Origin of the sequence: Chryseobacterium bernardetii, assembly GCF_003815975.1 — a bacterium.
Classification (GTDB): Bacteria; Bacteroidota; Bacteroidia; order Flavobacteriales; family Weeksellaceae; genus Chryseobacterium; species Chryseobacterium bernardetii.
On sequence record NZ_CP033932.1, the window covers coordinates 3,666,764 to 3,689,671 of the forward strand.

General features: G+C 35.0%; 24 protein-coding genes. 16 read left to right on the plus strand and 8 right to left on the minus strand.

Going from position 1 to position 22,908, the window contains the following annotated elements; translation table 11 throughout:
• Positions 1 to 324 precede the first annotated feature (324 nt).
• Positions 325 to 1,485 carry an MFS transporter gene (locus EG339_RS16705; RefSeq protein ID WP_123871086.1) on the plus strand — a complete coding sequence of 387 codons (1,161 nt, stop codon included), beginning with the start codon at positions 325 to 327 and terminating at the stop codon, positions 1,483 to 1,485.
• 49 nt (positions 1,486 to 1,534) lie between these two features.
• Here EG339_RS16705 and EG339_RS16710 read toward each other — a convergent pair whose 3' ends face one another.
• Both EG339_RS16710 and EG339_RS16715 read right to left on the minus strand, forming a co-directional pair.
• Entirely contained in the window at positions 1,535 to 1,924 is a 390-nt protein-coding gene (locus tag EG339_RS16710; RefSeq protein ID WP_123871087.1) for a hypothetical protein, read from the minus strand.
• Between the two features lie 29 nt (positions 1,925 to 1,953).
• Positions 1,954 to 3,333 carry an MFS transporter gene (locus EG339_RS16715; protein WP_123871088.1) on the minus strand — a complete coding sequence of 460 codons (1,380 nt, stop codon included), beginning with the start codon at positions 3,331 to 3,333 and terminating at the stop codon, positions 1,954 to 1,956.
• Positions 3,334 to 3,407: 74 nt separating this feature from the next.
• Between EG339_RS16715 and EG339_RS16720 the strand changes: the two genes are divergently transcribed.
• The 3 genes from EG339_RS16720 to EG339_RS16730 all read left to right on the plus strand — a co-directional run bounded on the left by EG339_RS16720 (position 3,408) and on the right by EG339_RS16730 (position 5,646).
• Positions 3,408 to 4,253 (plus strand): AraC family transcriptional regulator, encoded by an 846-nt coding sequence (locus tag EG339_RS16720; RefSeq protein ID WP_123871089.1) that lies wholly within the window; start codon positions 3,408 to 3,410, stop codon positions 4,251 to 4,253.
• 137 nt (positions 4,254 to 4,390) lie between these two features.
• Positions 4,391 to 4,885 carry a MarR family winged helix-turn-helix transcriptional regulator gene (locus tag EG339_RS16725; RefSeq protein WP_123871090.1) on the plus strand — a complete coding sequence of 165 codons (495 nt, stop codon included), beginning with the start codon at positions 4,391 to 4,393 and terminating at the stop codon, positions 4,883 to 4,885.
• Positions 4,882 to 5,646: a hypothetical protein gene (locus EG339_RS16730; protein ID WP_123871091.1), complete on the plus strand. Its 765-nt coding sequence runs from the start codon at positions 4,882 to 4,884 to the stop codon at positions 5,644 to 5,646. Before EG339_RS16725 ends, EG339_RS16730 begins: the two co-directional genes overlap by 4 nt.
• An 18-nt stretch (positions 5,647 to 5,664) precedes the next feature.
• Here EG339_RS16730 and EG339_RS16735 read toward each other — a convergent pair whose 3' ends face one another.
• Positions 5,665 to 7,221, minus strand: a complete 1,557-nt coding sequence (locus tag EG339_RS16735; protein ID WP_123871092.1) for a serine hydrolase domain-containing protein — start codon at positions 7,219 to 7,221, stop codon at positions 5,665 to 5,667.
• A 330-nt stretch (positions 7,222 to 7,551) separates the two neighbouring features.
• Here EG339_RS16735 and EG339_RS16740 point away from each other — a divergent pair, with 330 nt between their 5' ends.
• Complete coding sequence (locus tag EG339_RS16740; protein WP_123871093.1) at positions 7,552 to 8,511, plus strand: hypothetical protein; 960 nt, start codon at positions 7,552 to 7,554, stop codon at positions 8,509 to 8,511.
• On the opposite strand, the gene EG339_RS16745 is transcribed toward EG339_RS16740, so the two are convergent.
• Entirely contained in the window at positions 8,508 to 9,095 is a 588-nt protein-coding gene (locus EG339_RS16745; RefSeq protein WP_185147655.1) for an NAD(P)H-dependent oxidoreductase, read from the minus strand. The genes EG339_RS16740 and EG339_RS16745 overlap by 4 nt on opposite strands.
• Positions 9,092 to 10,048 carry an alpha/beta hydrolase gene (locus EG339_RS16750; RefSeq protein ID WP_123871095.1) on the minus strand — a complete coding sequence of 319 codons (957 nt, stop codon included), beginning with the start codon at positions 10,046 to 10,048 and terminating at the stop codon, positions 9,092 to 9,094. The genes EG339_RS16745 and EG339_RS16750 overlap by 4 nt, the downstream gene beginning before the upstream one ends.
• A gap of 84 nt (positions 10,049 to 10,132) precedes the next feature.
• Here EG339_RS16750 and EG339_RS16755 point away from each other — a divergent pair, with 84 nt between their 5' ends.
• The gene (locus EG339_RS16755; RefSeq protein ID WP_185147656.1) at positions 10,133 to 10,963 is read left to right on the plus strand and encodes an AraC family transcriptional regulator; all 831 of its coding nucleotides are present in this window, start codon (positions 10,133 to 10,135) and stop codon (positions 10,961 to 10,963) included.
• Position 10,964: 1 nt separating this feature from the next.
• On the opposite strand, the gene EG339_RS16760 is transcribed toward EG339_RS16755, so the two are convergent.
• Positions 10,965 to 11,198, minus strand: a complete 234-nt coding sequence (locus EG339_RS16760) for a hypothetical protein (protein ID WP_123871096.1) — start codon at positions 11,196 to 11,198, stop codon at positions 10,965 to 10,967.
• Positions 11,199 to 12,214: 1,016 nt separating this feature from the next.
• Between EG339_RS16760 and EG339_RS16765 the strand changes: the two genes are divergently transcribed.
• The 5 genes from EG339_RS16765 to EG339_RS16785 all read left to right on the plus strand — a co-directional run bounded on the left by EG339_RS16765 (position 12,215) and on the right by EG339_RS16785 (position 17,189).
• On the plus strand, positions 12,215 to 13,834 hold the full coding sequence (locus EG339_RS16765) for a tetratricopeptide repeat protein (RefSeq protein ID WP_123871097.1): 1,620 nt from the start codon (positions 12,215 to 12,217) through the stop codon (positions 13,832 to 13,834).
• Between the two features lie 352 nt (positions 13,835 to 14,186).
• Positions 14,187 to 14,651, plus strand: a complete 465-nt coding sequence (locus EG339_RS16770) for a helix-turn-helix transcriptional regulator (RefSeq protein WP_123871098.1) — start codon at positions 14,187 to 14,189, stop codon at positions 14,649 to 14,651.
• 218 nt (positions 14,652 to 14,869) lie between these two features.
• Positions 14,870 to 15,595 carry a hypothetical protein gene (locus EG339_RS16775; RefSeq protein ID WP_123871099.1) on the plus strand — a complete coding sequence of 242 codons (726 nt, stop codon included), beginning with the start codon at positions 14,870 to 14,872 and terminating at the stop codon, positions 15,593 to 15,595.
• Positions 15,596 to 15,606: 11 nt separating this feature from the next.
• Positions 15,607 to 16,371 carry a hypothetical protein gene (locus tag EG339_RS16780; RefSeq protein ID WP_123871100.1) on the plus strand — a complete coding sequence of 255 codons (765 nt, stop codon included), beginning with the start codon at positions 15,607 to 15,609 and terminating at the stop codon, positions 16,369 to 16,371.
• Between the two features lie 5 nt (positions 16,372 to 16,376).
• Positions 16,377 to 17,189 carry a hypothetical protein gene (locus EG339_RS16785; RefSeq protein ID WP_123871101.1) on the plus strand — a complete coding sequence of 271 codons (813 nt, stop codon included), beginning with the start codon at positions 16,377 to 16,379 and terminating at the stop codon, positions 17,187 to 17,189.
• A 312-nt stretch (positions 17,190 to 17,501) separates the two neighbouring features.
• Here the strand turns inward: EG339_RS16785 and EG339_RS16790 are convergent, their stop codons facing one another.
• Complete coding sequence (locus EG339_RS16790; protein WP_123871102.1) at positions 17,502 to 17,699, minus strand: hypothetical protein; 198 nt, start codon at positions 17,697 to 17,699, stop codon at positions 17,502 to 17,504.
• A 64-nt stretch (positions 17,700 to 17,763) separates the two neighbouring features.
• On the opposite strand from EG339_RS16790, the gene EG339_RS16795 reads away from it, so the two are divergent.
• The 5 genes from EG339_RS16795 (at position 17,764) to EG339_RS16815 (ending at position 21,561) form a co-directional block, all read left to right on the plus strand.
• On the plus strand, positions 17,764 to 18,246 hold the full coding sequence (locus tag EG339_RS16795) for a transposase (protein WP_123871103.1): 483 nt from the start codon (positions 17,764 to 17,766) through the stop codon (positions 18,244 to 18,246).
• 15 nt (positions 18,247 to 18,261) lie between these two features.
• Positions 18,262 to 18,636 carry a helix-turn-helix domain-containing protein gene (locus EG339_RS16800; protein ID WP_123871104.1) on the plus strand — a complete coding sequence of 125 codons (375 nt, stop codon included), beginning with the start codon at positions 18,262 to 18,264 and terminating at the stop codon, positions 18,634 to 18,636.
• Between the two features lie 469 nt (positions 18,637 to 19,105).
• Positions 19,106 to 19,957: a hypothetical protein gene (locus EG339_RS16805; RefSeq protein ID WP_123871105.1), complete on the plus strand. Its 852-nt coding sequence runs from the start codon at positions 19,106 to 19,108 to the stop codon at positions 19,955 to 19,957.
• Positions 19,958 to 19,963: 6 nt separating this feature from the next.
• On the plus strand, positions 19,964 to 20,770 hold the full coding sequence (locus tag EG339_RS16810) for a hypothetical protein (protein ID WP_123871106.1): 807 nt from the start codon (positions 19,964 to 19,966) through the stop codon (positions 20,768 to 20,770).
• Positions 20,767 to 21,561, plus strand: coding sequence for a hypothetical protein (locus EG339_RS16815; protein ID WP_123871107.1), 795 nt, complete (start codon positions 20,767 to 20,769; stop codon positions 21,559 to 21,561). The genes EG339_RS16810 and EG339_RS16815 overlap by 4 nt, the downstream gene beginning before the upstream one ends.
• Before the next feature lie 299 nt (positions 21,562 to 21,860).
• Here EG339_RS16815 and EG339_RS16820 read toward each other — a convergent pair whose 3' ends face one another.
• The gene (locus EG339_RS16820) at positions 21,861 to 22,901 is read right to left on the minus strand and encodes an MlaD family protein (RefSeq protein WP_123871108.1); all 1,041 of its coding nucleotides are present in this window, start codon (positions 22,899 to 22,901) and stop codon (positions 21,861 to 21,863) included.
• Between the last annotated feature and the right edge of the window lie 7 nt (positions 22,902 to 22,908).

Genomic DNA, 22,908 nt, shown 5'->3' on the forward strand with positions numbered 1-22,908 from the left:
AATAAACAGTACTTAATCTTTGAACGAATAAAATATTTATTTGCTGATAACAGGTTTCCAGCGTTTGCATAAAAATCTGAGAATGCTTATGTTGTGTTTGTCAATACGTAATCCTTCAAAATTAGGTATGATCCCTGTCATTGTACCGTTGGATGACTTCTGAGAACGGTTAATAATTAAGTCAATTGCATTTCATTTCAGCGATCAAATGTAAGCAGATAATTTTTGTTTTTTAAATGGATTATAAAATATCAAAATGGAATGTATTTTATTGGATAAGTGTTGCTAACTTCGCAAACGGAAATTTTAATCAACACAGTTATCATGTACGAGAGAGAATCATTCAATGCGAAAATGCCTACAGCGTGTTTTTTACTTTTCTTTGCCCATGGGCTTGTTTTCTCATCATGGGCCAGCCGTATTCCTATTATTAAAGAGGCTCTTTCCATTAATGAGGCGCAGCTTGGGACCCTTTTGCTTCTGATGCCGATAGGCCAGCTTTCCACAATGATGTTATCCGGAAAGTTAATCAGCAGATATGGGAGCAGCAGGGTCATTAAAAGCTGTTTCTTATTGTATCCTGGTTTTCTTTTACTGATTGGTTTATCTCCTTCTTACTGGATACTGGGAGCTGTTCTGTTTTTGTTTGGAGTAACCGGAAATCTGTGTAATATTGCAGTCAATACACAGGCAATTGAGATAGAATCTGTTACGAAAAGAACATTGTTATCTTCTTATCATGGGGCCTGGTGCTTTGCGGGACTTGTGGGAGCGGTTGTTGGCATGTTTACAATTAACCTGCATATAGAAACGTTTCATCATTTTATACTGACCTTCATTATTGTCACCCTGATCTGGATGTATAGCAGGAACAACCTTACTAATATTATTCATAAAGTAGAGCCGGAAACACGATCTGTTTTTAAATCTGTAAATCCTACATTGGTGGGATTGGGAATTATAGGTTTTTTAAGCATGGCTATTGAAGGGGCTATGTTTGACTGGAGTGGGGTTTATTTTCAAACGATTGTAAAAGCACCAGAAAATCTTGTAATATTGGGATATACAAGTTTTATCTTAATGATGACTTTAGGAAGATTTGTAGGAAACAGGATTATAGAAAGATTGGGGAAAAGAACTGTATTGCAGTTTTGCGGTATCCTGATGAGTTGTGGTCTTTTTCTGAGTGTATTTTTTCCTGAGTTATGGATCTGTATTATTGCTTTTATGATTATCGGGCTTGGGGCTTCTTTAAGTGTACCATCCGTTTACAGTACCATTGGGCAGGTGAATACAGTAGCACCCAGTATAGCACTGTCTTTTGTATCCAGTATCTCATTCTTGGGTTTTCTGATTGGTCCGCCGCTGATTGGATATATTGCAGAGGCTTTTGATCTCAGGTACTCTTACGGGCTTTTTGCCTGCTTTGGAATTTTTTTGAGCATTATGGCCGGTAAGATGCAAGTATTCAGGAATAAAAAATAATCATTGTTAAGAATAAAACGGACTGTTGGAAACGCAGTCCGTTTCTTTTTTATATCCAGTTTTCCACAAGGTGAAGCCACAAAGCTTTATCTTCATTAAAAAGGAAAACGGCTGAGGATTTTCTTCTGTCTGCTATTCCTTCTGTTGTCTGAATTTCGGTATAAGTGGCCAGGCCATGATGCCCGGAAAAGGAAACCTCTATATTTTCAATCTGTACACTGCGTTCAGGAAATTTCCCAAATATTGTAGGAAGCCATTCCGCAAACATAGGTAAGGTAGCTGTATTTCCGTCTCCATTAATCATTTTGAAGTCAGGAGAGAACCCTGAAAGGATTTGTCTGAATAGGGCTTCCTGATCCTGTTCATTTCCCTGAAACCATTTTTCAATGTTTTTACAGAAATCTTTTAATTCTTTATTGATTTTGTCTTTGTTGTTCATAAGTTCACAATTTTTATTGTTGATGATAATTAAGCGTTAATATATTGATGAAGCTTTTTGTTAATGAACATTCCTATGATCTGAACAGCTCCAATCATACAAACTGATACTGCGAAAGCCCTCGGAAATCCCAGAATATCAATCATATTGAAAAATAAAGTTCCGATAACAGCTCCGCCCATTACACTGCCTATCTGTATTCCTATACTTACCAAACCGGAGGCTTGCCCTGCTTTTTCTCTGGTTGTAAAAGTAATAGCAGTCCGCATCATGACCGGCATAATGGTACCATGGCCCAAGCCTGCCATAAACAGGGGAATGTTGGTTATGAAAGAAGGCTTTTGCTGGAAATAGAAACATAATGCACTGAGAATAAAACCTCCCATTAATAATCCCAGCCCGATATAAATCATTTTATTAGGAGACAATTTTATTTTGGATCCTATTAACGGGCCTAAGAAAAAGGCAATTCCGTAAGGCACAATCGCTAATCCTGTCTGCATGGTATCCTGATGAAGAAATTCCTGAAGATAATAAGGATAACAAATGAACAGGCCTGAGGTGAAATTGTAAAAAAAGAGAATAACAAGGCTCAATGCAAAAGGCTTATTCTGAAGAAGAGTAGGATCTATAAGGACCGGATGATTGTTTTTTAACAGATACATTTCATATCTAAGAAAAACCACTAATAAGACTATTCCTGATATCATAATGGCGAATATCCACCACACCCATTGGTATTTCTGTCCAAAAATAAGAGGGCATATCAGCATAAGCAGGGCAAGGATAAGTAATAATGAACCTTTCAAATCAATTCCTGCATTGGATTCTTTATGGCTGTTATCCATTGTAAAATGAATTCCTGCAATACAAATAATGGTAATAGGAACATTCACAAGAAATACCAGTTCCCAGGAAAAGTTTCCCCAATGCATGCTGAGAAGCAGGCCGCCAAGTAATTGTCCAAGAACAGAAGCAAGACCAAATACTGAACTAAAAAGACTTACTGCCTTAGGCTGTTCATTGCTGCTGAACAATACTTTTATGGAAGCCAAAACCTGTGGTGCCAGCAATGAAGCTCCTGCTCCCTGGAATAATCTTGCTATAATAAGCCCTGTTACAGTAGGAGAAAAAGCACAGGCCAGAGAGGATAGTAAAAAGATATACAATCCCAGTGTGAAGATTTTCTTTCGCCCGTAAAGATCGCCCAACCTTCCACCACAGACTACTAAGGCTCCATAGGTGAGTCCATAGATTGCAATAACCATCTGCAGCTGGTTTTCACTGGCTTTGAAAGCATTTTTGATGGAAGGTAATGCCATATTCACAATAAAATAATCCAAGGGGGAAAGAAAAGCTCCGGCAATCAGAAAATTGAGTGCCTGCCATCGTTTCGGATAAGTTTTCATATTTTTTTGTGCAAAAATAACCTCCTTTTGTTATGATAAAATTGTACTTTTGGAGGAAAATATAGTGTTAACTCATGAAAGGACTCGATCTTGAAGGAATTAAAGTGAAAGAATTGAAACTGAAAGGAAGAACTGTTTTTAAAACAACAACTTTTCTCTCATTTATCTATATTGTAAAAGGAAAAGGAAACTTGTTGTATGACGAACGTTATATTGATTTTACAGAGGGAAAGCTTTTTATTATTCCCCAGCAGGAAACTTATCGCTTTGAAAGTGAAAATGCCGACCTGATCAGTATAGAATGTCCTATTGGGTTTATTGATAAAATCCGTCTGGAAGCAGACCGCATTGAAAGTTGTGAAAACCTGTATAAACTGCAATACATCAGTAATAATTATCATTCCCGGGCCGGATGTGTATTCCGTAATGAAAATGATGAGAATTTTGCGAGAACTCTTATTCAACAGGTTGCCTTTGAATTCAGGAACAGGGCAGAGGATTATCTTATCATCCGAAAATGCATTTCGATTCTCCTTAATCTGGTTGCCAGAAATATCATTCAAAGTGAAACATCAGACCTGCAGGACAACAAAAAGGCATTCTCTATTATGAAGATCATCACTTATATTCAAAAACATATAAAGGATAGAGAAAAGACAGGAATTCAAACAATTGCAGAGCATTTTGGGATTTCAGGAAATTATTTCGGAGAATATTTTAAACAGCAGACCGGAGTTTCTTATCAGGAGTATTTGCTGGATTACCGGCTTAAACTGGTAGAAACTTATCTGAAGTACAGCAGTATAAGGCTGAGTGAGATTGCTTATGAGCTACAGTTCAGTGATGAGAGCCATCTTTCCAAGCTTTTTAAAAAATATAGAGGAGTTACCCCTGGCGAATACAGAAAGAAAAATAAATAGAAAATGTAGTTTATATCTATTCATTTTTTTGTGGTGTAAAAGTTGATTTGCCATTATTTACATTTTTTAAAAATTAATATAGCTGACTATATAGTTGACTATATATTTTTCATATATTTACATCAAAGATATTTAAGATGGATTTTGATTTTATCAAAGAATTAGGATATAAAGCACTGGATAGTAGGCTGAAAAGGATCAGTGACCGGATGTCCCATGATGTAAGGAAGTTTTATAAAGAATTTGGAATTGATGTGGAGCCTAATTGGTACCTGGTTTTTATGCTGCTGCAAAATAGAGGAGAGATCTCCATTACGGATATTGCAGAACCGTTGGGATACTCTCATCCATCTGTAGTGGTTATTGTAAAAAAAATGACTGAAAAGGGATATCTGGTTATTAAAAAAGATGATGAGGATAAACGGAAACAGATGATCTCATTGTCTCCTAAAGCTATTGAGATGCTTCCTCAATTACAAAAGATCTGGGATAGCTGTGAAAAAGCTATTTTAAAACTGTTAGCGGAAGATTTATCTATTCTTTCTTATCTCAATACAATAGATCAGGAGTTGAAAGATGAATCTTTCCATCATCGCTTCAAAAAGGAATACCTAAAATCAATACAATCATGAAAAAACTTCTTTTTTTTACCGCATTATTTTTTTCTGCCCTTATGATTTCTGCTACAGAGACTAAAGTGATGGTAAGAGCAAAAGCCAAGGATGCTAAATTCATTGGAAGCTCATTAGGCGGCGCTCATGTAATTGTCCGGAATAAACTGAATCAACGAATTTTAGCAGAAGGAAAAACAACCGGAAGCACTGGGAATACTGATCTGATAATGAAAACACCTAAAGTGAGAGGAAACTCAATTGCGGATGATCAAACTGGCGGTTTTTTAGCAACTGTTGATATTGATGAGCCTACATTTGTTACCATAGAAGTTATTTCCCCTTTGAACAGCAGACAGGCCCAAGCTGTTGTAAATACTGAATTATGGCTTATCCCCGGGAAAAACATTTTAGGAGAAGGTATCATTTTGGAAATTCCCGGATATATTATTGATATCTTAAAACCAAGAACACACCAGTATATTGCGTTGAATACAATTAAAGATAAGCCTTTCTTGTTTCAGGCCAATATCGTGATGATGTGCGGATGTGTAATTGAAAAAGGAGGTGTCTGGAACTCTGATGAGATTGAAGTGAAAGGAATTCTTAGGAAAGACGGGAAGTTTGTTAAAAATATTGATATGTCATGGGTCTCTACTAACTTATTCGAAGGAAATCATACCATCAATACTCCAGGAAATTATGAATTCATATTATATGCTTATCATGAGAAAACAGGCAATACCGGAGTAGATAAGGTAAACTATATAGTTTTTGAATAAGCATACAATTGAAGTAACTTACTGAATGTTTTTAAAAAGGAAGATCCCCCAGAAAAAATCATCAGGAGGTAAAGAATCCCAGTGGTTATAGGCATGTCCGGAGTCAGATTTGTAATGAAGGGTATATTTTCCTTCCGGAAGAATGACCTCCTGATTCACTTTTTGATTTTTCGCAGCTCCACCTGCATGAGATGACGGCTGATTCTGCATTTGCCATACTATTTTTCCTGAAGAATCTTCAATCCAGCCATAATCACACCATGCGCTGCCACTTCCTGAGCAATTTTCACCTACACCCAATATTTTTACCGGAGTAGAACGGGAAAGACTGAAAGTGTGGGAAATATTTTTATCAATTCCCACATTTTGAATCTTTGCGATAACTTGTCCTGACGGAGCTGGCATTGCATTGAAATTATTTCTTTTTTTATACACCTCATATAGCTTCTGAGCTTTTAAGGTATCATTATTTAAGATAGCCATAGAGGCTTTACTTATTAATTCCTTATTTTCCAGTTGATGATCCGGGTGTTTATCCCCGTCAATAAAAAAATGATAAAAAAGGGTTCCGACAGGGGACATCATCAGATCTCCATCACCAAGAGGAAATGGTTGGCTGAGTTCATCTGTATTACACATCACCACCAGAGTAAGCCTCAGGGAAGGAACTTTTACAAAAAGAGCTGACTCTCCGTTGGTTTGTCCATAGTGCCAGTAATATTCTTTTCCTTTATAAGATTGCACAAACCATCCCAATCCATAGGGAGTAGTCATTCCTGTATCTGTATTATTTGGAGTAAAAATCATTTTTTGTCCAGCCTTTGAAACAAGCTGGTGCCGGTCAATAGCATCCGAATATTTCATCAGATCAGTCACATTAGTTGCGAGCCCGCCAAAGGCACCAAATTCATTAAGATAATCAATACGTTTAATATTACCCGTTGATGTCAGTTCGTAAGGCTTTGCAAGCCTATTGAAGGCGGTATTGAAAAAAGGAATAACAGAAGCATTTTGAGAGCCATATTCATTCACCTGTTCAGGGGTTATGGATGGGGCGGAAGAGGTCATGTTAAGGGGGATCAGTATATTTTCTGTTAATAATCTGTAAAAAGGGATTCCGGAAACCTTTTCCAGGATAGTACCCAGCAGCCCAAACCGGTAACCGTTATACTGAAAATGACTTCCCGGAACTTCTTCAGAGGTATGGGTAAGCAAATGTTTTACTGTAATTTTGGGATTATTCAGGTCAATTCCATATTTTCCTACAGGATCATCCAGTTTTAGCTTTCCCTGTTCTACAAACTGCATAATCAGGGTAGAGGTAAATGTTTTTGTTACGGATGCTACCCTAAAGGTTGTTTGATCTGTAGCCGGAACATGCTTTTCTGTATCTGCAAACCCATAGCCACGTTGAAGCAAGATGAAGTTCCCTTTTTTTACAGCCACTGCCATTCCCGGTATTTTTAATTGAATACGGATAGAATCCAATGCCGCACTGAACTGCTCTGCCTTTATTTGCTGAGCATTAATGAGGTTGGAAATCATAATCAACAATAAAAAGGTTAACTTTTTCATGGATTGAGGCAGGAGAAATTGATAACTCTTTATTTCTCTTAATAAAGCTAAACAGATTTTTCTGATCCTACAAATGTAATGAGCTCTTTTCGGTTTAGTAAAAAGGAGTTAGTCTTCAAAAGACTTTCTTTATATATTTAAAACATATTTATTATCAACTAAATCATAAAACTCATCTTACTGAATTCTCTTCATAAATCAGGATATATTGGTATAAAAAATTATCTTATTTTTATAAGGTCAGGAAAATGATATTTTCTGACAGCAAAGATTGAACTAATCATTATGAAAAATCTCATCGAAAAAAATTATGGATGAGATCAGAAAATTATGAAAAAATATTTTTTACTAGGTCTGGTTTTGTCATTATCAATGTATGCTGAGAAGAAAACTGAACCTGTTATATTCCATCAGAATAATCCTGTAGGGGCTCAGAATACCAGATATTTTGAAGATGAACCCCGTTACGGTGCGTATATCTCCAGTAACAACTGTTCTTTTGAAGTTTTAATTAATGATATTCCTGTTATACAATATAATGAAGATTCAGGAAACAGTCTCGAAGGTTCTTATTTTCCGCTGAATGAATGGATTACCAGTAAAGGGAGTCAAAAAGTCACCATTAAAATGACTCCTGGTTTTAATAAGGATAAGAATACTTCAGACCCTGAACTTTCTCCCAATTCAGAAGTACAGATTAAGATTGTAAAGTCTGTGAAAAATCAGGCAGGGAGTCCTGAAGAAAATGAGGTAAGGAAATATTCAACTTCCAAAAAGAAACGGGTAAGCAGCAATACATTTGAAGATGCATTTACATTTTTTGCGGACATTCCTTATTATATAGAAACTCTTGAAAATGCTGAAGTTTTATTAACTGATGACAAAGATAAACTGCAAGTTCTTGAACAGGAGGTTGTTGCTCAGTATAACAAAGTAAGGGATATTTATAAAACAGGTTCCTGGAGTACACTGGCTGCGATCTATTATAACAGAGAAAAAAGGGTTGCCAAACAACTGTACTTATTACCGAATGAAATAAAGGATAGATGGAATAATGATTATGTATTCAGGACCAATACCGGCATTACATTTTTTGACATACAACCGATTGAGGATTATAAAATGACCTTTTATGCAGATGGTAGAATCGTATGCCTGCAGAAGATCAATAATGAAAAGTCAGCACTCTGGGGCAGTTTTAAAAGAAAGGGTAAGGATAATATAACCACTACTTATATTACCCTTTATCTCTATCGTCCTAAAGGTACTAAGAACCTGGAAGTTTATTAATTTTGGAAAGAATCGGTAATAGCCAGTTTAGCAATGGTATCCAGCCATTTCCTTCTGTCGTTTTCTGTTAGTTCATACAAAGGTCCAATAAAATGGCTCTCAACAGATGAAACTCCACAGTATTCTAAAATCCCTTTTTTGAGCTGAATAAGACCACTGGAATGATATTCCTCTTCATAAACTTTGAGAGAAAGATCACCTGCTGTGGTAATGATTCTTGCTGATTTTGCATTTAAAAGTCCTTCGCTGTTTCCTTTCTTATTACTTTTAAAAGCAATTCCCGGAAGAAATGCTCTATCGAAGAAGCCCTTCATGATGGCGGGCATACCCAGCCACCAGACAGGATGTATCCATACCTGATGTTCACTCCACTGAATATCTTCCAGAGCTTTTATAAGATCAGGTTCCAGTTCCATTCTTTGTTGGTATCCAGATTGCAGATTGGGATTAAAGTTCAGCTGCCCAATGGCAACATACCGCACTTCAGCACCAGACGCTACACCAGAACTGATATAGGATTCTGCAATAGCTGTATTAAAACTTTCCTGTGCCGGATGCCCGTTAATAACAACAATTCTTTTCATGATTTCTGAGTTAAAATATGTTTTAATAATTTGACCTGTTGTTGATAAAATGTTTCTGAGAGCTGGCAGGGAAAGAAATCAAAAGCATGAACAGCTCCCTGAACTTCCAATAGAGTAACCGTAACTCCAGCATTTTGTAATTTTTCAGCATATTGTTTTCCTTCATCTTTTAATGGGTCTAATTCACAGACAATGACAGTGGCCTCAGGAAGGTTTTTAAAATCTTTCTCCTGTAATGGCACTGAATACTGAGGCGGCTGAATCATTGGGTATTGGAGATAATGTTTCCACATCCATCCGGCGGCCTTTTTAGTCTGCATGGGAGCATTGGCTAATTCATTCATTGATGGGGTTTCCAATAAATGATCCGTTGGAGGATACAGTAAATATTGATGCTGGATGTTTATCTCTTTTTGATCTCTTGCATAATGAGTTATTGAAGCAGCAATAGTTGCTCCGGCACTACTTCCGCCAATCATTATCCTGTTTTTACTTCCGCCAATTTGTTGGGCAGATTGAGATAACCATTGTAAAGCATCATAGCCATCGTGCATGGCAGCAGGGAATGGATGTTCAGGGGCTAACCGGTAATCTACTGAGACTATAACTGCATGAATATCCACTGCCAGTCTGAAAAAGATAAAATCATATTGCTCCGGTGTTCCGTATATAAAAGCTCCACCGTGGAAGTAGAGCAGTACAGGTAAATCCTGCTTTCCTTTGGGACTGTACACCCTCAGCCTGATACCTCTCTGATTATCAGAAGAAGGAATGTGAATATTTTCTACGGAAAGAGATGTAGGAACAAAAAGAGATCTTTCCATTGCCATTATATTCATTTCTGCTTCCCGGATCTTTGCCGGATGATGGGCCAATAAATATCCATAGTCAATTTCGTTAAATGGGCTGCCAATAACGGCTTTTAAAAGTTCAGCATCTATTTTTTCCTGCATTACGGTAATTTTGTATCGCAAAAATAGACTGATATAATAGGTGAAAACAGGTATATTTAAAGCTTATTTAGGTACCTTTGTATTATGGCCAGAGAAAATATATACCAGTCACTTGAAGTTTTTTATGAAAAGATAGATCAATGTCCATTAAAAGACAGGCAATTCAACTTTTTTGAATTGGTATATGTGATTTCAGGCATTGGAAGTCATATTGTCAACGAGAATAAAATTACGTATGCTGCCGGAGATTTGTTTTTAATTACACCTAATGACTGTCATGGATTTGACTTGGATGGAATCTGTGAATTTATGGTGATTCGATTTGGTGAAAATTACATTAAAGAATATCAATGGAAAAGTATAGATCATATTGAATGCCTTTTGTATTATGCCTCTCATCTGTCAGGTTCGGTACTTGTGAACAGTGAGGATAAGAAAATGGTGGGGCTGCTTATCCAAAATCTACAGCAGGCAACAGAACATGATTCCATCTATAATGAAGATCTAACGCGTCATCTGGTAAATGCTATCATTGTTATTGCAGCAAGAAATATAGCAGTTGTCAAACCGGAGAATATCTCTTCTAATGCAGATGTTCGTATTCTTCAGATTCTGGATTATATTCAGGAAAATATACGTCAGCCTAAACTTTTGAAAGTAGAAGTCATAGCCAATGAATTCGGCTTATCTCCAACGTATCTTGGCAGTTATTTCCGTAAGCAGTGCAATGAATCTATCCAGCAATATATTTCTTCCTATAAAATCCGTTTAATAGAACATCGACTGCGTTTCAGCGATAAAAGGGTTCATGAAATAGCTGATGAGTTTGGTTTTGCAGATGAAAGCCATATTAATAAATTTTTTAAAAGACATAGAGGGAAGAGTCTTAAAGCGTATCGATTAAAATCTGTCTGAACTAAAGTGCATTAAATACTTCCATAATGGCTTCAATAAGTCCTTTTTCTATTTTGGATTCTGATGAGGTATCCTGTACAACAGCCCGCATATTACCTGAATCATCACGTTCAAAAACAACTTCGTGACCGTTCACATCTACATAAAATTTATAACCATAAGTGAATGTGGCCAGTTTTACATTGAAAAGCTGTTCTTTACCTTTATAGGTTACGGGTAATTCAAATTCTTCCATTATTATTCAATTAATGCAAAGGTCGGAAATCTTAGGGTAAGTTTATCATATTGGCGAATGATTTCCGGGATTCTTTTCAGCTTTGATTCCAGCTCCACCCATACTTCTGATATTGATGTAACTTTTTTAGGATGCTGTTCCGGACCTCTAAGTAATTTTATGCTCGTTATATAGACAAAGGTAAGTTGGAATAATTCTGAATAATATCATGATAAAATTTTTAAAATGTACCACAAAAATACAGATTTCCATAAACAGTGATGTACATGGCATATACATTGTTAGTGTTAAAGCAGGTTTTTAAGAGAAAACTTGTTTAACACCACATCACTTTACTAATATTCATTTTGAACTTTTGCCTCCCTATTGACACGGGAGGCTTTTTTATGCTATTCAGCATAGCAAACAGCCCGATTCATTATTTTAATTATTTATCCTGAGTGTAGTCTCAATAAAATACAGAATTCATTATAAATAGGATTGCTTTGCTTATTTTTATAATAAAGCGTTGATATATTGGTGATTGTATTTATTTTTATATTTATTCAATTTTATGTGATTTTTTTTAATATTGCTTTTTTTTTAAATATTATTTATTTTTTCTTGTTGTTTAACATTTATTTAATTGTTTTTTTAAAGTTATTTTGTTATTTTTGAATATAATAATTATTTATTGATTTTGTCAAAATTTGGTGATTTTCTAATATATATATCAGAAATTTATTAGATTCCGTTAATAATAACTAATAACTATGAGAAAACTAATAAAAACTGTAATTTTTTCTGTTGGATCATCCAATACAAACTCCCAACTTGCTGTAAAGCAATTTACTTACCTTTACAGTCGTTTTTTAAGAAACAGGTGTTTCGCCTTCACTGGAAATAAGATTGAAACTCTTCTAATTACTCAATTAAAGTAGAATGATATTCTTTGAACTTCTGTAAAAGAATTATTGAAACAGCAAGGACCTTATAAAAATCTGATTAACCAACTGTAGTAGATAATAATTAATTCTATGCAAAATATAACTTTATTTTTTCTATCCTCTTTTAAAATTATATACGCACAGGATGGGATAGGTGCAATTAAAAAAGTTCTGTATTCTTCAATGGACATACGCGCAAAAAAAAGTAATGTTCAGGAAAATAATGGAAGTGTATTATTCCTGCCATTAAACAGGATATTCTTACTCTTTTTTTTGTTTTTCTCCGGTGTATTTTATACTCAGAAATGGTCTCCTGAAAAAATAGACCGTTTACAAGACAAAATAGGAAGCCAATACATGCAGGAAGGCAGAATTTATGAAGGCATTGAACAAACTAAAAAAGCAATACAGTTATCAGATGAAATCAATTATACAAAAGGCAGGGCAAGAGGATATATTCATATGGTAAATTTCCTTCATTCCCTGGGAAAGTACAGTGAAGAACAGGTATACCTGCAAAAGGCGGAGTCCTTATATAATACATTTGATGATGATCCTGCATTACTCTCAGCATTTTTTGCTGCTTACGGAAAAAATTACCATGAATTAGGATTAATTGAAAAATCTAATGAAAGCTTTGATAAGGCACTGAAGGAAGCTCTGAAAATAAAAGATAAGCAGCTAAAAAGAAAACGGCTGCATTATATTTATGGAAGTAAGGCAATAAACTTCGGACTGATTGAATATAATGACTCTATGTATTATTATATACACAAAGCTTATAAAATTTTACCCAGAGTAGTGGAAGCCACTAATCATACTAGCTATTTTCTTGAAAATAAGAAAAATCCGGATTCTGCAAAATTTTATCTTGACCAGGCTGAAGGTTTACTTAAAAACTCTACGGAAACATTTGATTACTTGGTCTTTAATTATATGTCCGGACAGTACTATGGAAGTATAAAAAACTATAATAAGGCTTTGGAGTTCTACGAAAAATCTCTCGCCTTATCAATGAAGATGAACAGACCCAAAAATATGATGAAGAATTATAAAGAAATAGCTGAAATATATAATCTTCAGAATAATGCTTATAAAGCCAATGAATATCTGCAAAAGTATACAAAAATTCGGGATAGCTTTGAGAAAGGTAATTTGATCGCTTTACAGACCTCCGGAAAAAAAATCATTGATGATGAAAAGAAACAGAGCCAGGAGTTGAATAAGAAATGGTATTATATTATTGCAGGACTATTTTTGGGGATAACGATTCTAATCGTTTTGCTTAGTGTTGCATATTACAGGAAAGTGCAGAAAAAAGATCTGTTGTTGAAAGAAAATACAACAGCTATTTTGCAAAAAGATTTACAGGTAAAGGTATTGGAGCAAAAAGTAAATGAAACTTTTGATGAAATAATACAGTTGGCAAAAGAAAACCATCCCGAATTCTGGGGTCGTTTTCAAGAGGTTTATCCCGATTTTCGCAGTAAAATTCTCAGTATTAATCCTACCTTAAAAGTTTCCGAACTTATATTAGCGGCCTATATTTATTTAGGATTCAATACAAAAGATATTGCTAATTATACGTTTAAAGCTGTCCAGACTATAAAAAATAATAAATACAATCTAAGAAAAAGACTAAATATTCCTGCACAGGAAGATATAGTAGTTTGGATAAGAAATCAGACAGATAAAGAAATTAGGATCTAGGAAGGATTTCAAATAATTCTGAAAAGAGAATATAGCTCCTGGGTTAAAGTATATTCTGATAATACATTTTCCACGTTAATTTTGGTAAGGTACTTTGTTGGTACCTTATTTTTTTTGATTTAATCAATGACTTGTTTTGCTTTGTGCCTTCAAAATTCTGAAGCTTTAAATTTCTTCCACATAAAAAAACACAAATGAAAAATAGCGGATACTTTGATCTTGGAAAATTCATGATTGAACAGGTAGATAAAAACAGTAGAAATACAATATATAAAGGTCAAATCAGTGACCTTTATATTGTATCATAATGATTGTTGTATTTAAGTAGTACTAATTAAAGCTGTCTATTGGCATGAGTTTGAAACAAAATAAAAAAAATTACAGAGAAAAAAATAAGATTTATTATATAGCTATTGGTGGTCTTACTGTAGCGGTTTCATTAATATATTATTTGTTATTGGCTTCAAATGACGGGAATACGGAAAAAGCGGATGCATTAATTGAGAAGAGTAAGCACCAGACCTTTGATGAGATTATTCGGCTTGCAAAGAATAACAGTCCTGAATTTTGGGCGCATTTTCAGGAACAGTATCCTGAGTTTCGGAAAAAAATCCTGGAACTTAATGCCAATCTTAAAGTTTCTGAACTTATCTTCTGTGCCTATATTTTTTTAGGCTTTACAACTAAAGATATAGCTAAGTATACCTTTAAAGCAGTACAGACCATCAAAAACAATAAAAATAATTTGAGAAAGAGGCTCAATATCCCTGCCCAGGATGATACAACTCTATGGTTACGGAAAAAACTTGAAGAATAGAATTAAATATTGATTATCAGTGTTTTGAAGTTTTGAGTACTTCGTTGGTACCTGCTTTTTTTGCTTACGCAGAGAAATTTTATGTGATTTGTAAAAAGTAACACTGCCAATATTCAGGTTGGCTACAGATACAGATTAAGATGAAAAAACTATAATGATATCCCAGCCTTGGTGTAGGATATATTTAAAGGTAAAACACAATTCTAAAAACATATACAATGCAGAAAAAATTTATTATTCATGGAGCTCTACTAGTTCCGATGTTGTCTCTAGCCCAAGTGGGGATAAGAACAACTTCTCCCAATGCGAGCCTTCATATGGAGCCGACAAGCATTTCGGCTCCTACAGGGATGGATGGGATCTTGATTCCCAGGGTAAAATCATTTCCTGTTGCTCAATCGAAGGGGCATACCGTTTTCTTATTTCAGCATGCTACACTTCCGGATGGTTTTTATTATTGGGATGGCATAAGCTGGGTTTCTTTTCTCAGCAATTATAACCGGCTGTATGATGATAGTATTTATGCAATAACCGGAGTTGGTTATTCAGCTTCCGGAAATACAGAGAATAATGTATTATTCAGCACATTAAAGGCATATGATACTACAGGTTTCTCTGTTTCAGGTAATCAGATTACTGTAGGAAAAAGCGGAACCTATCTGGTCAGTTTTAATTCCGCATTAAAAAAAACAATTGGTACAGCCAATGAGAATAGAGCCATTTATACTTATCGGATAAAAAAGAACGGAGTAACCGTTTTAACAACTTCTAACTCCATAACTAATGAAGGTACAACAGCAACCAGCGTGGCACTTAGCGGAATTTTAAATCTGGCTCAGAATGATGTTATAATAGTTACAGTACAAAAAACTACTGAGACAGGAAGTACATCGTACACAGGTTATGGAACCAACTGTATTACAATGACGTACCTGAATGATTAATCTTTAATGCTATGAAAAAGATCACTTTATTTTTCTTAATGCTTCCTTTAGGATGTTTGTTTGCCCAGAATGGGATAGGTATAAACACCAGCGCTCCGCAGGCACAGCTGGATATACAGGCAAAAAATACTGGTACTCCGGAAAATTCTGCAGGTATGTTGTTCCCAACTGTAAGCCGCTTTTCATCTGTAGATCCTGCTCAGGGTCAGAATGGGATGCTGGTTTTTTTGGATAACGCAAGTACGGCAGGTTTTGAGGGATACTATTTCTGGGATGATACCAAAAAACTATGGCAATATATATTCCAGACTAAGATTTTAGGAAAGAATCTATTTAAGACGATTGCTTCAGGAAATGGATTTCCTGTAATTTCCAATAGCGATACAAATACTAATGTTTGGTTTAAGACCTCCTTTACAGGTTTGAAAGCCCCGGATGCGAATTACACGTTACAGAATGGTGATGTAGTTGTAGGGAAAACTGGAAATTATTCAGTATTCTTTACCGGTGGTGTATACAAAAATACCGGTGATACCGGTGCAACAGTAACAGAAGTAGGAATCTTTGTAGATAATGGGGCTACTCCTGTTCTTATAGCCAAATCACCTTTACCGTCAGCAGATAACGCTAAAAGAAGTACCAATCATACGATTTCGAATATTATAACATTAACTAAAGGGCAGAGAGTATCGGTACAGACACGGAGAACCACTTCATGTACTACAGAAGTTGGGCCGGAGTCTGTTTATACACTAACCTTATCTTATTTAGATTAATAATTATGAAAAATATATCAACTTTACTTATACTTGGTAACATCTTCTGTTTTGGCTTTTTAAGTTCTCAAGTTGGTATCAATACCAATGCTCCTAAAACCACATTAGAAGTTAAAACCACAGATAAAGATAACCCGCAGAGCAACGAAGGGGTAATTGTACCAAGGGTAACATCACTGAATGTAACAAGTGCCAAGCAACATGGACTATTGGTTTTTCTTGACTTCGAAGATCCCCTCACTGTGGCTATTGAAAGAGGATTTTATTGGTGGAACAATACAAGTAATACATGGATTCCCTTTTTTTCTATGAATAAAATGACCAAGGACAAAACCATTACCTATGTAAGCTGTAAAAATGTATTTGATGAAGGGGCTTTAACTTCTACTTCAACCAATGTAAGAACGCTTGGTTTCGACAGTACTACACTTATTGCTAATGATACAGGTAACTTTTCAGTCAATACAGCAGGAGAACTGGTTGTGCAAAAAGCAGGAACTTATCATGTTCAGGGCGTAATTTCTCTTCACAACGTTACAAATGGTAATAATCCTGCCAGAGATGCCTATGAAGGGATCATTTTGGTTAATGGTGCAGAACCGGTACCTAATCTGCGCACTGCATACGGATTTCCCAGCGGCCAAACTGTTTTGGACAGCAACACCGCCATTTCCGGGTTTGTGACTTTAAATGTAAATGACAGGATCAGATTCTCCATAAACAGATATTATAAAGACCCTACTTTTACAGATGCTGCTACAATTACCCCCAATGGTACGCTCTCTAACCTTACGTTGCGGTATATGGGCAATTTTTAGAAAAAATATCAATAAAGTGTAAAAGCTGGATAATGTTTTTTCAGCTAAGCACTTTGTTGATAGTTTATTTTGGGTGGAATATCAATAAGCGGGAATATAAAACGAAAATAGAAGTTTCAACTCATACGGGGTTATAAGATTGGCCTTCCTGCGATTTAATTAAAAAAAAAAATAAAAAAATACACAATGAAAAAAATACAATTATTTGGAAACTGCCTTGGTCTCTACTCTTTATTTTGGCCAAGCCTTACTGATAACGGAACCGTAATATAACACAGGATTTAATATCGTTAAAAATAGTTTTCTTAACTTTTATATTACCTCAAAAATTTCTTTAGAGGCTATTTCATAATGCTTTTGCGTCGGCAATAATGTTTTATGATGAAGATGGTTGCAGGAGGATGCTTGTATTTCTATCCCTAATTTTCTTTCGGAAAGTAGAAATTTTTCTTTACAGCAGCTATCTACACCATAATCATTTTGAAAATTGCTTTTTACAGCAGTTTCCAAATTTTAAAAATTAAATTATATACAGAATTTTATTAATCAGCTAAAAATTATTATTAATACTAAGATGAACATAGATTTTAAAAATATTTATATTGGATCACTTATCAAACAACGGGTTTTGGAAACCGGAATTGAAACAGAACGTATTTGCAAGTTTTTCAAATGTACTGTTGAACAAATAGATCAAATGTTTTTACAGGAACTGATGGATACTGATACTTTGTTGAAATGGTGCAAATTACTTGAATATGATTTTTTCAGAGTTTATTCTCAGCATTTAATATTATATGCTCCACCCGCAAAAGTTAATTACAGTACTTCCATAAAAAAAAAGGAATCTCAGCTTCCGCAGTTCAGAAAAAATATTTACACCAAAGAAGTTATCGATTTTATTTTAGAATCACTTGAATACAAAGAAAAAACAAAGGAACAGATCATAAATGACTATAAGATTCCTAAAACAACTTTATACAACTGGATAAAAAAATATGCTGCAAGAAATAAGGCAGAGAACCAGGCTAATAAGTTAAAACTAAATACAAAATAATATTATAAACACAATATGCAAAAATCAACTCCCAATTATCATCAGATCTATAATGACATCATAAACAAGAAGTATCCATCCAGAAAAGAGGAATGCAGATTCCTGCTGAATAAAGAAAACCTGTCTGTATTGGATATCATTGAGCTTAACCGTAGAATTTTTGGTATATCGGATCAGAGGACGGAAGCATTTAATCAAAGTCATCGGTCTTATAATAAATCTTCCATACTTATGATGTTAGATTATCAAAAGAAAAATAAATTGACTAATTCACAGCTTGCAAAACATTTTAAGTTAAGCAGGAATACTGTAACCAAATGGAAGAGGCTGTTTATCAGTATGACGGGCAATGCATGTGAAAACTGTGAAGTTGAAAATATCCTCAATTAATTGATCTTCCCTTAGGGTTAATAATATGAAATAAAAGTAAAACAACTACGGTTAAGAGAACTATTAATGGATATTAAGAGAATACTCCTTGAAGAAATTCTATTAACAGCTAAAATATATAATTACAAAAATAAATAGAACCGATTTCTTATTCTCTTTTTGATTCTTAAGAATTGAAGTATAAACACAAAAAAAATACACTAACGATGAAAAACTACTGCCTTATATTCCGTACATAAGACTCTTTAATCCTTATACTAGCTTTGATAGTTAAGAGTCTGCTTGTCTACAGACATACAAAAATTCATAATATTCAGTAAATATTTATCGAGACTCTAATCATTAGCAGCTCTGTTGATCAGTTTGCAAATGTTCTGTTTTACAATATTTACTATTTAAAGCCGCATTGTAATTTAAAAAATCATAATGCGCAACAACACATTTGATAATAAATTTTAAACAATAAGTGATGAAAAAACTATTATTATTGGGAATATCCATTCCCTTTATGACGCTTGCTCAAGTGGGTATCAATACGTCTAATCCATATAATTCAGCTGCTCTGCAAGTAGAATCCAGTAATAAAGGCATACTGATTCCAAGAGTAAATATCACAAATACAACATCTCAGTCTCCAATTTCTGTTACTCCTAAGGATGGATTACTGGTCTATAATTCTGGAACTTCACAGGGAACTTCACAAACGCTTTACTTCTGGGATTCAACCGCCAACTCTGGAAGCGGGGCATGGAATAAATCGCTTTATTTCAAAGAAACGCCTAAGGTTGCTTATATAGGATTGTTAAACAATACTTCAAAGTTAAATAATTTTGTTGCGGGTGAGCAAGAAGCTTTGGTAGGAGGTTCAACTAACAATTACTATATCATCAGTTCCGGATATATGCCTCTGTTGAATTTTGTCTATAATACGACATGGAATGCGTGGGGAATTGTTTTGGGACCTGGTAGTTATACTCTGGAAATAGTACATCAGTTAAATGCTCCTCCTGCTAATCCTTCAGGTAATGCTGTTGCAATTCAGGGGAGTTATTACAATATGGGATACTATAGTGATCTTAATCTCTACGAATACAATCCGGCTACCAATACCTTTGGGAATTTTATATCAACCAAACGGGTTGAAGGAGCGGTTGTATCCAAAATCAATGAAAATCATAAAGTTCGTCTGCTTCACAGTTTTGACGTTGTATCTACAGTAGCCGCTAAGCTTGATATTGGAAGAATGGCTGCGAGTAGTTTCAATGATTTGGTTACTGTTTTGGCCAATGGAACAATTATTAAAATAACAAAATTAAAATAACATAAGATGAAGAATATACTTATTACTCCCTTTCTCTTTTTGATAGGAAATTTATATGCCCAGGTGGGAGTTGGCACAACAAATCCTCATCCTTCATCTGCATTGGAAGTATCCGCTAATACAGGCAAAGCTTTTCTTCCTGCAAGAGTAACTTTAGGAGAGCTGTTTGATAATACCAATCCCGTTAATAATCCTGCGGAAGGGCTAATTGTTTACAATCTAGGAGGAACCCAAATGGAAGGGTTCTATATATGGAACAAAGGACTTTGGAGCGCAGTAGCCGCTTCAGCTAATTCTGTCTCCAATGCTGTTGTGACGAATAATACATCTAATATTATGCTGGCCGGATTAGCCAATGGAGTTTTTCAAACCATGACAGGAGGAAGCATGGTTTTTAGCAGTATTACAGGAGTAAGCTATGATCCTTTAACGGGCAGTATAAGCCTTCCTGCGGGAAAATATTCTGTTACAGTGGCTTTAAACATAGCTGTTCCGGATGAAGCCCCGTCTTCAGGGTTAGGAAGTACAATACGTACGCATGTGCATTATTATGAAGCAAAGTTAACCAATACTTTAGGAACGGTACAGTACGGATCCAGTGTTTTGGAAAATGCCACTTCTAACGCCAGTGCAGATAAAAAGCATACTGCTAATTTTTCATTTTCCGTTGAACTCATTTCTCCCACAACCCTTACATTTAAACTCTCACATCATACAGGAGGTACTTATGAGAATGGTTTAGGAGGTATTTCACCCAATAACGGAAGAATAACAGTTTCAAATTCATTAATTCATGTCCAAAAATCATTATGATGAAAAAAATATTTATAATAATCAGTATTGCTGTGGTTTCTATTGTAAAAGCACAAGTGGGAATCAATACCACAACCCCCAATCTTTCTTCAATGCTGGACATAGTATCTTCTGATAAAGGAGTTCTGTTTCCTCAATACGAGCTTGTTTCTTTAACAAATAATACGTCACCGGTAAATAACCCCGTTAAGGGTTCAATTATTTATAATAAGGGAACAGGAGTATCTAATTATCCTAAAGGCTATTTTTACTGGACAGGCAGTGCCTGGGAAAGGATGCTTATGAATAATGAAGTAGATCAGATCTTGAGAGTTCAGGTTTTTGGCGGAACTTCAGGGCAGCCGATTATAATTCCCAGTGGTACAGGGAATAATATTGTTTCTTTTAACAGCACAGGAATTATAAATACGATACCCGGGGTTACCTTTTCAGGTGGTCAGAATATTACCCTGCCTGCAGGAACATATAGGGTAGATGTTACTTTAGACTGTTATAATGACAGCACTTCTGTAGCGGCATTTATTACAAATTACAGCTTTTTCGTAGTGAATGCCGGAATTGTTAATACAAGTAATACCTTGCTAACAGATCTTAAAACGGGAACTCAGATTTCGGGTAGTGGATACGCACCTGGAAAAATACAAGGATATAAATTTACTTATATATTACAACTTCCTGTATCGCAGTCTGTAAGATTTATGTTGAATCATGGTAATGGATTTTCGGAAGGTGGAAATACATATGCCAACCAATCAGGGCTGGTTGCTACTTTTTATAAAATGTACGAATGATTTCCATTTCACAGCCTATAAAGATTAAATAATATTAACTAAACACTTGTAATTAAAAGAAGCCAATATCCTTAAAACTCAGGTATTTTGAGGGTATGGCTCTCTTCAGTTTTATATCCTGTTAGGAAAAATACCTCTGGTAAAAGTTTTCATTTTTTTTCCTTGCTATTCAGGTATTTTTGAATGAAGCTGTTTAGACTTTTATATTTATTATTTTTAACCACAAAAGGCACAAAGTTTTAAACGCTTAAGTTTTCTCAGAACCAGGTTAAGCCTTATTATTCAATGTAAATATGTACTTATTTATTGATTTTCTTTTTAAAATAACCCCTGAGTAAGAAATTATTTCTTGCCGCTGCTTCTAATTCTCTGAGTTCATCAACTCCCTTCCCGATATTATTGATGGTGGAATCTACTGACCTGCCTAATCTCGGATTATCAATTAATTTGGAAACCACATTTTCCTCATTGTTGATTTTTGAGGTGAATTTTTTAAGGTCTCCGGAAGATTTCTCCAGATTATTGAGCGTTTTTTCCAATGAAATAGCTAAAGTGTCGTTTGACGATATTTGGGAAAGTATATTGTTCTTATCATTCAGTTTCGCAGCAAAAAGACTGATCTGCCTTGAACTGTTTTTTAAATCAAGAATACTGCTGCCAACATTATCACTAAGTTCCTTATCGGTAAATACCTTATGAATAATTCCATCTTTATTTTTGAGGATAGGAGTGAAAGCCGCAAAATCATTCATGCTTGTCTGAAGGTTCTGTACTGTTTTGTCAATACGGTTCGCGAAATCTTTATTGGTCATTACTTTCATCAGTAGGCCGTCCTTATTGTTCATTTTTGTTGTAAAATCAACCAGTTGGGTAGAGACAGTCTGGATATTGTCTGCACTTTTCTTGATACTGAAAAGCACATCTTCTATTTCTGTAGTTTTGTATGAAGCAATTACAGCGTTATTACTTACTATTGTTGAAGAACCAGTTCCCGGAGAAATAACAAGGACTTTGTCACCTACCAACCCATCTGAGGCTATACTGGCAACAGCGTCTGTTTTAATATATTGCTGAACATCTTTTTTGATGCTCATTTTTACCATAACCAATGAATCGGAAATAAAGTCGATCCTGCTGACAGTCCCGATATTGATCCCGGAAAGACGCACATTACTCCCTTGTTTTAATCCGCTTACATTTTCGAATTCTGAACGTAAAATAAAATTGGACCCGAACATATTTCTGTTTAGACCAATGAAATAAATGGTCAGTATAAACAGGATAACTCCTGCCATAACAAAGATCCCTAATTTCAGGTTGTTTGATGATTCATTCTTCATGACTTAT